The organism is Streptomyces viridochromogenes, assembly GCF_001270495.1.
GTDB classification, from domain to species: Bacteria; Actinomycetota; Actinomycetes; order Streptomycetales; family Streptomycetaceae; genus Streptomyces; species Streptomyces viridochromogenes_A.
In genome coordinates this window covers 25,044-37,778 of record NZ_LGUR01000201.1, presented here as the reverse complement: position 1 = coordinate 37,778, position 12,735 = coordinate 25,044, and the positions used below count along the sequence as shown (strand labels likewise).

General features: G+C 70.9%; 8 protein-coding genes. 4 read left to right on the top strand and 4 right to left on the bottom strand.

The genetic code is table 11. The annotated features are described in order from the left end of the window. Positions 1 to 18: 18 nt before the first annotated feature. The 4 genes from ADK36_RS23070 to ADK36_RS23055 all read right to left on the bottom strand — a co-directional run bounded on the left by ADK36_RS23070 (position 19) and on the right by ADK36_RS23055 (position 6,486). On the bottom strand, positions 19 to 387 hold the full coding sequence (locus ADK36_RS23070; RefSeq protein WP_053198824.1) for a hypothetical protein: 369 nt from the start codon (positions 385 to 387) through the stop codon (positions 19 to 21). 320 nt (positions 388 to 707) lie between these two features. Continuing rightward, positions 708 to 1,406 carry a glycosyltransferase gene (locus ADK36_RS23065; RefSeq protein WP_053198823.1) on the bottom strand — a complete coding sequence of 233 codons (699 nt, stop codon included), beginning with the start codon at positions 1,404 to 1,406 and terminating at the stop codon, positions 708 to 710. Between the two features lie 548 nt (positions 1,407 to 1,954). Further along, positions 1,955 to 3,337, bottom strand: coding sequence for a condensation domain-containing protein (locus ADK36_RS23060; RefSeq protein ID WP_053198821.1), 1,383 nt, complete (start codon positions 3,335 to 3,337; stop codon positions 1,955 to 1,957). A gap of 209 nt (positions 3,338 to 3,546) precedes the next feature. Beyond that, positions 3,547 to 6,486: a glycoside hydrolase family 3 protein gene (locus ADK36_RS23055; RefSeq protein WP_053198901.1), complete on the bottom strand. Its 2,940-nt coding sequence runs from the start codon at positions 6,484 to 6,486 to the stop codon at positions 3,547 to 3,549. A gap of 462 nt (positions 6,487 to 6,948) precedes the next feature. Here ADK36_RS23055 and ADK36_RS23050 point away from each other — a divergent pair, with 462 nt between their 5' ends. From ADK36_RS23050 to ADK36_RS23035, 4 genes are all read left to right on the top strand, one after another. Next, on the top strand, positions 6,949 to 7,239 hold the full coding sequence (locus ADK36_RS23050; RefSeq protein ID WP_159391184.1) for a hypothetical protein: 291 nt from the start codon (positions 6,949 to 6,951) through the stop codon (positions 7,237 to 7,239). Next, a complete protein-coding gene (locus ADK36_RS23045) occupies positions 7,236 to 9,605 on the top strand; it encodes a sialidase family protein (RefSeq protein ID WP_053198817.1) in 2,370 nt (789 codons plus the stop codon). Before ADK36_RS23050 ends, ADK36_RS23045 begins: the two co-directional genes overlap by 4 nt. A 136-nt stretch (positions 9,606 to 9,741) precedes the next feature. Next, a complete protein-coding gene (locus ADK36_RS23040) occupies positions 9,742 to 10,458 on the top strand; it encodes a GH12 family glycosyl hydrolase domain-containing protein (protein ID WP_053198815.1) in 717 nt (238 codons plus the stop codon). A gap of 124 nt (positions 10,459 to 10,582) precedes the next feature. Then, complete coding sequence (locus ADK36_RS23035; protein ID WP_053198814.1) at positions 10,583 to 12,718, top strand: alpha-galactosidase; 2,136 nt, start codon at positions 10,583 to 10,585, stop codon at positions 12,716 to 12,718. Positions 12,719 to 12,735 lie beyond the last annotated feature (17 nt).

Genomic DNA, 12,735 nt, shown 5'->3' with positions numbered 1-12,735 from the left:
CTGCGGCCGCGTGATCTCCTACGCCTCCGCAGCACCGCCCCGCCCATCGGCGGTGCGCAGCGCCAAGTCGTGATCACGTGTCAGCTGGGGCCGCAGCGACAGCCCGCCGCCGGGGCCCACGCTCCGGACGACGGGGAACACCCTCACGTCCTGACGGTCGGCGAGGTCCCCGGTCACCATCGCCAGGCGGATCTCCGGCCCGCCGTACGCGCTCAGGCGCAGGTCCCACAGCTCCTCCGGGGTGGAGGTCCGCCACCACGTCGACCGGCAGAGTGACGTGGAAATCGCCGTACGGATCGACAGGGCAAGGGGCGTCGATGAGGTGCCCGCCGTCCGCCCGGAGGCGGGCCACGAAGCGATAGCGGTGCGCCCATGCCCTCCTTCCATGGAGCGAGCCCCTCAACCGGATCGCCTCGTCGCCGACTTCGACGGACGTGACCTCCGCATGCGCGGGCCGGAGCCAGGCGCGCGCAGCGAGACGCCCGTCCTCGGTGGCGTACGGGATCCATGTCCGCGCTCCCTCGTCCGCCGGCCGGAGGGCTGCGGGATCCAGGAGGCGCGCGGTCTCGATGAGCCCTGCCCGGACCGGTCGTCACCGGCTGCCGCCGGCGCGTTGGAGGAGTACGTCGAAGTCGCCCTCGGCGAGTTCCCGGTGACGTGTGTCGAGGACGGCACGCACGCGGCCGTCGCCGCCCGTGTCGGGTTGTTCAAGCGGCAGTTGGGGAGTCGCGGCGAAGGTATCGGTACGGGGGTGCAGGACCAGCTTCCAGCCGGCGGGCGCCGGTCGCCCCTCGGGCAGCTGGAAGGCGAGCGAGCCTCCCGGAAGCACCCTGCAGCCGACCGTGACCGGCTGACCGACTCGGGCAACTGTCAGGCCCAGCAGCCGACTTCGCAGCCGTGGACCGGCCGTGGGCTTCGACGTCGACCGGCTGCCGCGCCCGGGCCGAAGGGCGGGTGAACAGGGCCTCGTACTGCGCGGCGATGTGCTCAGGCCGGAAGCGCTCGGCGCTCCGCCGGGCCGCCGCGGCCATCCGCCTGCGCTCGGCGTCGTTCTCGATCAGACGGCACAGCGCGTCGGCGAGCGCGTCCTCGACCGGGCCGTCGTCCGGGACCATGAGACCGTCCTGGCCATGCGTGATGATCTCGCGGGGCGCGTGGTCGCAGTCGGCGCTCACGACCGGGAGCCCGCAGCTCATGGCCCCCACGACGGACATGCCGGATGGTTCACTGCTGCTGGACACCACGGCGAGGGCGCCCTTGGCCCACTCGGGGTGCATGGGAGTGCGAACGCCCATGAGGAAGACGTTGTTGTACAGGCCGAGTTCCTCGATGCCGTGACGCAGCCGGTGCCGCTCCCGGCCGCGTCCGTAGATCCGCCGACTCCAGTCCGGGTGGACGGCCGCCACCTTGGCGAATGGGACAGCCGGCGGCCGTCCGGCGTCCTGGTCTTGCAACGCCGGTGCGTGTCACCGAGGTTGGGCAGGAAGATCGCACCTCGCCCGCTGTTCCACGCCGCCTTGCCCGCGACATCGGAATCCCCGGTGACGTCGACCGCCCCGTCCCGGTTCACATCGGCGCGGATGTCCGCCCGTACGCCCCGGGTGTCGGCGGCCACGGCGGCAGGCACCGTGCCGGAGACTACTGCCAGGGCTCTCGCCAACGCAGGTCCCGTCTTGGGCCCGACTGTACTCATTCTCCCGCTCCTCTCGGCCTTGACCTGCACATCCATCCCATCGCGGCGCCCGAAGCCGCTCACTCCCCCGACCAGCGGGACTACCCCCGCCGACAGGCCGGACTCCGACCATCCGAAAGTGGGACGCGTTGCACCGACGGCGGCACCGTTGCCCGGAAAACTGCACCAAATGCTCCGTCAGAGAGGCAGGCCGCTCGCATCAGTCAGCACACCCGGCGTCGTGAGTGATCTCGACGCCGACCATCCGCGCTCCGCCGCGCCCTATGCGCCGGCGAAGGAGCCGCTCCTTGCGGCGTGACCGCCGATCGCGGCTCCGACCAGCCGGCTCTCGAAGGACCGCAGTATCTGTTCGAGATCCCTCGCGTCGAACGACGTCGCATCCGTCCCGAGACTGATTCCGGCCGTCTCGGACATGCCCCACACATCGAAGGAGAGGTTTCCGGAGTACGCGTCGACGGGTTTGGGGAATCGTCGGTAACGGCTGGATGCCATGGCTCGGTCGAGGTCCTGCGGTGCCCTGTCCGCGCGAGCCCGGATCAGCGTGCGGGGCGCTATGGGGCGGATGTTGACCACGTACGGGTTGTGTGCGGAGCGGCCCAGTTCGGCGGAGACCTCGTCCAGGGATCTGGCGTAGCGGTCGGGCTCTCGCAGGCTGACGGAGGAGGATCTGACGAGTGCCGCGTCGACGGCTCGGCACAGCGCCGGGAACCGGTCGCTGCCCAGGGACGTGTCGACCGGGACGAGGGCCCTGCCGGCGATATGGGCCACCGCCTCGCGGGCGAAGGTGGTTTGCCGGTTGGGCATCACGGTGTTGAACACGCAGGTGCCGATGCCGAGTTGCTCGGCGAGCGTGCACGCGTATGCGGCTTGCAGGACGGCGGCCGCGGATGTCCGGTACTGCTTCGCAAGACCGGCTGCCGCGAGGGCGACCGCCGCGGAGTCGAGGCATACGAAGTTGTAGACGGCGGCCCTGTGGCCCGGGGGCGCCTGGAGTTCGGGCATGGCGGACCGACGGAGCATGGCCCGGTCATGGGTGTCGACACGATGGGCGTGCCGCCGCCCCGAGGGACTGGCTTCGAAGCTCGCGATCTGCCGCGGCTGCCACCCCGAGCCGAGGTCGGCGCCCGGATCGGCGGCCAGTCGGGCTATGTGTTCGGCCGCGATCCGGGCGCTCGTCGTGTCCGCCGAGAAGTGGTGCAAGGACAGCGCGATGTGGAGGGGTCTGCCGTCCACGGTGATGACGGCGGCCCGCAACGGCAGGTCGTCCGGGGCGAATCCGGGCTCGGCCAGGCGGAGCGTGAAGGCGCTCAGCTCGTCGTAGGTCGGCGGGGCGTCGGAGGCGTACTCGTCGATCTGGAGCACGCCGGAAGCCACGACGACCGCGCGCGGGTGCCCGTCCGCGTCACGTGGATAGAGCGTGCGCAGCGCCTCGAAGTGAGCCATGACCGCGGCGAAGGCATGCAGCACCGCGGACATGTCGGGCCGGCCGTCCAGTGCCCGCCCCATCCGTACGTTCCTGTTGCGGGGTCCGTGGAGATGGGGGTGACATCCTTCGCGTTCATGGGCCTGCTGCGACCAGGTCAGTTCATGCTCTCCGGCGGTGCCGGCGACGAAGACGACGTCATGGCGTGCGGTCTGTCGCATACCCGCCCCGGCCCTCCTCCGGTACGGAACCCGATCCTCCACACCGTCCGGCGGTACGACGCCGCGGCCGGAGCCCGGGTGCCCCCTGTTCAGGCAGAGGATAGATCCGCGCGGGCCGCGTGCGTCAATGGTCGGAGAGTGTGGAAAGCGGCGGCGGACCGTCTTCTTGCCGCGTCCCACGGCTCCTTACCGCGTCCCGCCGTTCCTCATCACGTCCCGCCGACGATCGCGGCCAGATGGACACCGCCCCGCAGAACGAGACGCAGATCGTGCACCCCGGTCACCTCCGCCGGCATCGGTGCGCTGACCGTGCGCCAGTCGTACCGGCCGTCGGTGCCGGCGGGGACATGGAGGGCGGCGAGCAAGGTGCCGGCACCGGGGGCGCCGTCGGCGTAGATCTCGACGGTCGCGTCCTCCTCCGTCGCGCACGTCACCTCGGCCGTGATGACCCGCGGCCCGTCTGCCGGGCTGCCCAGGTCGACTGAGCGGTAGTGCAGTGCGCAGTGGATGTCACCGGTCGCCGGGGTGACCGCCTCCCCCTTCTCCCGGCTGGCGTCGACGAGCGTGCCGCCCTCGCACTCGTCGAAGTCGACGGCCTCCAGCCGGCCGCCGAGGAGAGTGCGGGCAGGGAGCGCCGGCCCCGTCACGGTGAGGGGCGCTGTCAGGGCGATGGCTTCGGCCGAGTGCCCGATCAGGATCTCGTACGGCCCCGGGTCCACGGCGAAGGCGCCGGTCGAGACGGACCAGTAAGCCAGGGCCGCGACCGGCAGGTCGAACTCCAGCCGCCGCCGTTCACCGGGGGTGAGGGAGACCTTGCGGAAGTCCGTCAGTCTGCGCCTGGGCGCGCGGTGGCGGGCGGCGAGCGCGCGGGTGTAGAGCTGCACGGTCTCGGTGCCCGTGCGCGTCCCGGTGTTGGTGAGCTCGACACTCACGACCAGGGTGTCGTCCTGCGCCGCTTCCCGGGCGGACAGCCGCAGGCCGGAGTAGGCGAAGCTGGTGTAGGACAGGCCGTGCCCGAAGGGGTACAGCGGTGCGGCCTCGTGGTACTGGTACGTCCAGCCGGCGCTGATGATGTCGTAGTCGAGGCGGCCGGGCAGCGGGTCGTCGCCGCGGTACCAGGTCTGCGGGAGCCGTCCGGAGGGTTCGGCCTCGCCGAGCAGGATCGCGGCGAGTGCCCGGCCCGTCTCCTGCCCACCGTGGGAGGTCCACACCACGGCGGGCAGGTGCTCGTCCGCCCAGTCGACGGCGTACGGGTAGCTGCTCATCATGACCAGTACCGACTCGGGACGCTCGGTGGCGACGGCGCACAGCAGGGCCTCCTGCGCGGGCGGCAGTGAGATGCCCGCACGGTCCTCGGTCTCGCGGCCGTTGATGTGTGGGTCGTTTCCGAGGACGACCACGGCGACGTCCGCCGAGGCGGCGGCCGCGACGGCTTCGGCGATTCCGTCCCTGACGACGGTTCGGGTCCAGCGTTCCGCCTGCTCGGGGGCTTGGGCAGAGAGGGTGACGCGGCCGGTGGCGGGGTCCACGGCGGCGTAGCGGCCGTTGCTGATGTTGCGCAGCAGTTCCGTGCCGTCCGGCTGGGGTTCCAGCCGGAAGGTCTCGTGGACGAACCAGCCGTTCGGCTGCGTCTGGTCGGCGGCGAGAGTGAGGTCGCCGTCCTTGAGGGTGACGTAGCGTTCCGTGCAGGCGTTGCGGAGGGTCAGCGCACCTTCACCCCAGTCGAACAGGTCGTGGCAGGCGCTGTCGCCCGCTTCCTGCTCGTCCGGGTGAGCACCGGCCACCATGGGCCCGCCGGGGTCGAGCGCCGGCACGCGCAGGAGGCCTCCGGTGGAGGCGGCGCGCAGCGTGATCCGGTCGACCCCCTCCGCGCGGACCGCTTCGACGCCGCGCTCCTTGAGGGCCGCCTCCAGGCCGGTGGCAATGGTGATCCGGTACGGCATGGTGCCGCTGTACCAGTCCTCGAAGAGGGCGTCCGCCAACGGACCGACGAGCGCGACGCGCCTGCCGGGGGCCGGTGACAGCGGCAGTGCGCCGTCGTTCTTCAGCAGCACCACCGACTCCGTGGCGGCGCGCAAGGCGAGCGCCCGGTGGGCGGGGCTGTCCACGACGTCGTCGCGGATGCCGGCGTAGGGGTCGAGGTCCGGATCGAACTCGCCGAGGCGGAAGCGTATCGACAGGTGGCGTCGCGCGGCGCGGTCGATGTCGTCCTCGGTGAGCAGCCCGCGGTCGACCGCCGTGCGGAGCCGGTCGAGGGTGACGCTGCCGTCCTCGTCCAGTTCGGTGATGCTGTCGACGCCGGCGCGTACCGCCGCCGCGTGGGAGGTGGGGTGGTCGTCGAAGTAGTGCTCCGATTCGGCGAGGTTGGTCACCGCTCCGGCGTCACTGCAGACGAACAGCTCGTGGCCGGTGGGCTCGGCCCAGCGCCGTACCTCGGTCTCGAGCAGTGGACTGACATGGCAGGGGCGGCCGTTGATGAGGTTGTAGGCCGGCATGACGCCGGTGGCGGCGCCGGACGCGATCGCCGGGCGGAAGGCGGCGAGGTCGTATTCGTGCAGCACCCTGGGCGGTACCACGGAGGAGGAGATGTCGCGCTCGTCCTCGTTGTTGTAGGCGAGGAAGTGCTTCAGGAGCGGTGCGGTGCGCAGATAGACCGGGTGGTCCCCGGCCAGCCCGCGGCAGAAGCTGACGGAGAGCCGGCCGGTGAGCAGCGGATCCTCCGCGTACCCCTCCTCGTTGCGGCCCCAGCGGGGGTCGCGCAGCAGGTTCACCACGGGGGCCCAGACCTGGAGGCTGTGCCGGTGGCCGTCGGCGACGGGGCGCTGGTGGAAGGCGCGGGCCTCGGTGCCGACGGCCGTGGCGACCTCGTGCAGCAGCTCCTCGTCCCAGGTCGCTCCCAGGCCTACCGCCTGCGGGAACACGGTGGCCGGTCCCAGCCAGGACACGCCGTGCAGGCCTTCGGTACCGGTCTTGAAGGGGGCCAGTCCGAGGCGCGGGACTCCTGATGAGTACTGGTAGAGCAGCTCGATGCGCTCGTCGAGCGTCAGCCGGGAGATCAGGTCGTCGACTCGCCGGGCGAGGGGTAGCGCGGGGTCACGGAACGGCAGGTCGGTGGTGGGCGGCTCGGGGGATGTGACGGCGGTACTCACCTGAGAAGTCCCTTGCAGGAGGTCGACGGAGAAGGCGCGGGAAGCGTTGGCGACTGCGGAGCCGGGCGGCGTACGGCTTTTGTCGATCGCACTGTCGCAGAAGGAGTCGAAGCGCTTCGACGTTGACATGACGCTGAGTCGTGTGTCAATCACAGGTCGCCCAGCCGTCGCGAGCCGTTCTTCCGGCGTCGGCGTTCCTTTTTGAGAGTTCACCTAGAAGGCCAGCTCACATGGGACAAAGCCGCATGGAGGGCGGTGCGTGCCCTCACACCCGACCGTGCCTGTTATCGAAAAGTGACCTTGACGGGCCGTTGTCGCCCCCGGAAACACGGCCTTAGTCTCACCGAAACGTCGAAGCGCATCGACTCGGTTGGCTGCCGCCCTCCGGACATGAGACCACCGGACGACGCAGCGTCTGCCCGCCCGCCGGTCGGATCGACGCAAACGAAGGGCCGCAACGACATGAGCAGTGAGATGAACCGCCGAGTCGTCCTGCGAACAGCCGCCGGCGTGGCGGGCGCCGCCTCCCTCTCACCGCTGCCCGCCGCCAACGAGGACTACCAGACCGTGTCCCGGGCGCTGGGCACCACGATCAACATGCAGCCCGCCGGCGGGAACACCTACGGCACGTCCGGCACCCTCGGCGCGCCGGACGAGGCCTACGGAATCTCCTACTGGAGCCGGCCGGCCGGACCGCGGCTTGTGCGCAGGCCCCGTACGGACCCGCACCCGAAAGGCAAGGACCCGTCATGACCCATGCCCCGCGCCTCTCCCGCCGAGGCCTGCTGGCCACCGGGGCGGCCACGGCCGCACTCCCCCTGCTCGCCCCCTCCGGTGCCTCCGCCGCACCCGTCACATCCGCCACATCCGCCCGCGTGGCCGGGAAGGTCCGGCACACGCCCTACACCTTCCGCAACGCCGAGATAGTCGGCGGCGGCTTCGTCACCGGCATCGTCTTCAACCAGCGTGAGCCCGGACTGGTGTACGCGCGCACCGACATCGGCGGCGCCTACCGCCTCGACACGGCGTCCCGGCGGTGGATCCCCCTCACCGACTGGATCGGCTGGGACGAGTACGGACACACCGGCATCATCAGCATCGCCACCGACGAGGTCGACCCCGACCGCGTCTACCTGGCGGCGGGCACCTACACCCTCCCCGAGTGGGACCCGAGCATGGCGGCGATCCTGCGCTCGACCGACCGCGGCCGCACCTGGAAGGCCACTCCCCTGCCGTTCCGGCTGGGCGGCAACATGCCCGGCCGGGGCATCGGCGAGCGGCTGGTGATCGACCCCAACCGCAACAGGATCCTCTACCTGGGAGTGCGCGGGGGCCACGGGCTGTGGCGCAGCACCGACCACGGCAAGACCTTTGCGAAGGTGGCCGACTTCCCCAACGTCGGCAACTTCGTCATCGACCCCACCGACCCCGACGGATACAACGGCGACAACCTGGGCGTGCTGCAAGTCGTCTTCGACAAGCGCACCGGCAGAGCGGGGAAGGCCACCCGGACCCTCTACGTCACCGTGGCCGACAAGGAGAACATCCTGTACCGGTCGACCGACGCGGGAGCGACCTGGGAACGCGTCCCCGGGCAGCCCACCGGCTTCATCCCGCACCACGCGGTCTTCGACCACGTCGGCGGCTACCTGTACCTGGCGACCAGCGACACCGCCGGCCCCTACGACGGCTCCAAGGGCGACGTCTGGAAGCTGGACACCGCTACCGGCACCTGGACCCGCATCAGCCCGGTCCCCTCCACCAGCGACGACAACCAGTACGGTTACAGCGGCCTGACCATCGACCGGCAGAACCCGGACACCCTGATGGTGTCCACCCAGGTCAAGTGGTCCCCCGACTGCCTCCTCTTCCGCTCCACCGACGGCGGCGCGAGCTGGACCCCCGCGTGGGAACTGGGCACGGATTCCGAGCGCACCCTGCGCTACGACATCGACATCTCCGTCGCCCCCTGGCTGACCTGGAACGCCTCGCCGTCGCTGCCCGAGATGACCCCCAAGCTGGGCTGGATGATGGAGTCCGTCCAGATCGACCCCTTCGACTCCGACCACTTCATGTACGGCACCGGAGCGACGATCTACGGCGCCGACAACCTGACGGACTGGGACAGCGGCGGCACGGTGCACATCTCCGTGCGGGCCCAGGGGCTGGAGGAAACCGCTGTCATGTGTGTGATCAGCCCGCCCGCCGGTCGCGCACACCTCTTCTCCGGCGTGGGCGATGTCGGCGGCTTTCGGCACACGGACTTCCGCAAGGCCCCGAAGATGTACGACAGCCCGACCTTCGGCGGGACCCCTGCCCTGGACTATGCGGAGCTGGCGCCTCACACCCTCGTGCGGGTCGGCCATCCCACCAGCGGCTGGACCCAGCACTTCGCCATCTCCACCGACAGCGGCGACACCTGGAAGCCGTCGGGCAGTGAGCCGTCCGGCGTCACCGGGCCCGGAGTCGAAGACCAGGCCGTCGCCATCAGCGCCGACGGCAAGCGGATCGTCTGGTCACCGGCCGGTGCGCCGGTCAGCTGGTCCGACGACCACGGAGCGACCTGGACGGCTTCGAAGGGGCTGCCGGCCGGGGTTTCGGTGCGCTCGGACCGGGTGAACCCGGCGAAGTTCTACGCCTACGACTCAGGTGTCTTCTACCTCAGCACGGACGCCGGAAAGAGTTTCACGGCCACGGCGGCAACCGGTCTGCCCACGGCCGGGAACGTCCGGTTCAAGCCGGTTCCCGGCCACGAGGGCGACATCTGGCTGGCCGGCGGCACCAACAAGCCCGCCACCCCCACACCGTACGGGCTGTGGCGGTCGACCGGCTCCGGAGCGTCGTTCACCAGGTTCGAGGCCGTGGACGAGGGCGACGTCGTCGGATTCGGCAAGGCCGCACCCGGCGCCCCGTACCCCGCCGTCTACACCAGCTCCAAGATCCACGGCGTGCGCGGCATCTTCCGGTCCGACGACGCGGGCCGGCGCTGGGTCCGCATCAACGACGACCGGCACCAGTACGCCTGGACCGGCAACACCATGACCGGAGACCCCCGGATCTACGGTCGCGTCTACTTCGGGACGAACGGACGCGGAGTCATCTACGGCGATCCGAAGTGAGGTTCGGCTCCCGGCCGCCCCGCTCCGCACCCGCCGTCCCGAAGGGGAGACCGACGTAGCCCTGCCGCCAGGGCAGGACGACCGACTTCTCCTCTCCTGTGTGATCCCCCCACTCAGCACACATTCCGGAGGGCTGATGAAATTCCGTACCGGCTGGGCCGCGCTTCTCGCGGCTCTGGCTCTCGTCTTCACCCTGCCGAACTCGGCAGTGGCAGCGTCACAGACGTACTGGTTCAAGCACTACGCGACCGGCGGCAACGCCTCGACGTGGTACGGCAACGACAACTCCTGGGGTGTGAACTCCTCGACCGGCACCGGCTTCGTCGCCATGGTCAACGGCAAGGACTGGGGCTGGTCGTCCCCGGTGACCACACTCCCCAAGAAGATCGGAGCCGTAAACCCCAACAACAACTCGTGGTTCAGCCAGTCGGCGTGGCCGAAGTCCGGCTCGCGCTACAACGCCACGTACGACATCTTCATCGACCCCTACCCCGAGCCGAACAACCGCAACTCCAAGACCGAGCTGATGATCTGGCTCAACTGGTCCAACACCCAGCCGCTGGCCGACCGCTACGACGGGAACGGCAACGCGATCCCGACCGTGACCAACGTCAGCCTGGGCGGCCGCAGCTGGGACATCTACGACTACAACTGGCCGAACGGCGACCACACCCTCAGCTTCCTGGACAGGAGCAGGTCCGGCTGGTGGTCCGGCAGCCTCACCCCGTTCTTCGACTACGGCAAGAACAAGGGCCTCTACACCAACGACCACTACCTCAACAGCGTCATGGCCGGCTGGGAGTTCGGGCCGGGCGACTACACGGCTCACTCCTGGGGCGCCGTGGGCTTCTGACGCCGCGCTGCCCTTGTGCATCACCGCGCCGCACACCACCGTGCTCGCCGTCGAGTTCGACGGCGAGCACGGCCTGTACCGAGACACCGGCCCACGGCCCGGCCATTGACCTGGAAAGGACACCATGGAGAACGAACAGCGGAGCTTCCGCTGGGGTCACGACGCCCTGCATCTCGAGTTCGTCCTCGGCGACGACGGCAGCGCCCGTCTGACGCATCTCGGACTGCCCGGCGAAGCGGGCGGGGACCCCGGTGCGTCCCTGCCGCTGGTGGAGGTGACGGCCGCAGGGCAGGGCCGCGGCTGGTCGGGCAGCCGTCTGATCGGGACCGCTCTCGGCGGGCGGCTGCGCCACCGGGCCCACCGCGCGGCCCGCGACGGCGACTGGCACACGCTGACCGTGTATCTCCACGACCCGGAAACCGGGTTGGCCGCGGAGGTGGTCTACCGGTCGCCTGACGGCATCGCCGTGCTCCGCAGCGAAGTGACCCTGCGCAACGAAGGGCGGACCACACTGCACCTGGAGTCGGTCAGCTCGCTCACGGTGGGCTGCCTCACTCCGCAGGATCCGGCGGCCGTCGACGCCGCGGACCTGCTGTGGGCGGAGAACGACTGGCTCGCCGAGTGCCGCTGGCAGCGGCAGCCGATGCGCCGGACCACACCCGGCGTCAGCGGACACGTGAAGTACGGGCACGGCAAGGCCGGCTTCGCCCTGAACGGCCAGGGCACCTGGTCCAGTTGCGGACACCTGCCCATGGGCGGCCTCACGGACCGGCGTACCGGCCGCAGTTGGGTGTGGCAGATCGAGCACAACGGCGGCGGCTGGCGCTGGGAGTGCCAAGAGCACGACCGGGCCGCCTACGTGGCACTGTTCGGGCCCACCGACGCCCACCACGGCTGGCGCCACCCCCTGGAACCCGGCGCCGCCTTCCGCACCGTACCCGCCGCCCTGTCCTTCAGCGCCGACGGCGGCCCCGACGCCGCGTTCGCCGCGCTGACCCGCTACCGACGCGCCCACCGCCGCCCGCACGCCGACCACCGGCGTCTGCCCGTCATCTTCAACGACTACATGAACTGCCTGATGGGCGACCCCACCACCGACAAGCTACTGCCGCTGATCGACGCGGCGGCCGAGGCCGGCGCTGAGTACTTCGTCATCGACGCGGGCTGGTACGACGGCGACAACGGCGGCTGGTGGACCACCGTCGGCGCCTGGGAACCGGCCGCCTCCCGCTTCCCCGGCGAGAAGGGGATCCACGAGGTGCTGGACCGCATCCGGGAGCGCGGCATGGTCCCCGGCCGGTGGCTGGAGCCGGAAGTCATCGGCGTGCACAGCCCCATGGCCAAGTCCCTGCCCGACGAGGCGTTCTTCCGCCGCGACGGCGTCCGCCTCACGGAGACCGGCCGGCACCACCTGGACCTGCGCCACCCCGCCGCCCGTGCCCACCTGGACCAGGTCGTGGACCGCCTGGTGGGCGAGTGGGGCGTCGGCTATCTCAAGCTCGACCACAACATCGACCCCGGCTCGGGCACCAGCGCCCACCCCGGCGAGGCCCCGGGCGCCGGTCTGCTCGGCCACAACCGGGCGCACCTCGACTGGCTCGACGGCATCCTGGACCGCCATCCGCAGCTGGTGGTGGAGAACTGCGCCTCGGGTGGCATGCGCTGGGACCACGCCCTGCTGTCGCGGCTGCAACTGCAGTCCACCAGCGACCAGCAGAACCTGCAGCTCTACGCGCCCATCGCGGCTTCCGCGCCCACCGCCGTCACCCCCGAGCAGGGCGCCGTGTGGGCCTATCCGCAGCCGGAGGACTCCCTCGACGAGGTCGCCTTCACCATGGTGAGCGCCCTCCTCGGCCGCATCCACCTCTCCGGCCACTTGCCCGAACTGGGGCCCGAGGCCCGCGCCCTGGTCCACGAGGCGGTCGCCGCATACAAGACCATCCGCGCCGACCTGGCGGAGGCCGTGCCGTCCTGGCCGCTCGGCCTTCCCGGCTGGGACGACCCCTGGATCGCCCTGGCCCTGCACACCCCCGCCACCACCTACCTCACTGTCTGGCGCCGCCCAGGCGGTGCGGCCACCACCACCCTTCGGCTGCCCGAACAGGCGGGCGGCGCGGCCCGTGCCGAGGTGCTGTACCCCGCCGCGGGTCAGACCGTTGCCGTCTGGAACCGGGACACCGCCGACCTCACCGTGACCCTGCCCACCGCGCCCTCCGCGGCGCTGCTCCGCATCTCCCGCACGGAGCCGGACGCTCGCTGAGTGCCGCCCCCGCTGCC

Coding starts and splice junctions, on each gene's coding strand:
- ADK36_RS23070 (WP_053198824.1), bottom strand. CDS start 387: ATGGAAGGAGGGCATGGGCGCACCGCTATCGCTTCGTGGCCCGCCTCC.
- ADK36_RS23060 (WP_053198821.1), bottom strand. CDS start 3,337: ATGCGACAGACCGCACGCCATGACGTCGTCTTCGTCGCCGGCACCGCC.
- ADK36_RS23050 (WP_159391184.1), top strand. CDS start 6,949: ATGAGCAGTGAGATGAACCGCCGAGTCGTCCTGCGAACAGCCGCCGGC.
- ADK36_RS23045 (WP_053198817.1), top strand. CDS start 7,236: ATGACCCATGCCCCGCGCCTCTCCCGCCGAGGCCTGCTGGCCACCGGG.
- ADK36_RS23040 (WP_053198815.1), top strand. CDS start 9,742: ATGAAATTCCGTACCGGCTGGGCCGCGCTTCTCGCGGCTCTGGCTCTC.
- ADK36_RS23035 (WP_053198814.1), top strand. CDS start 10,583: ATGGAGAACGAACAGCGGAGCTTCCGCTGGGGTCACGACGCCCTGCAT.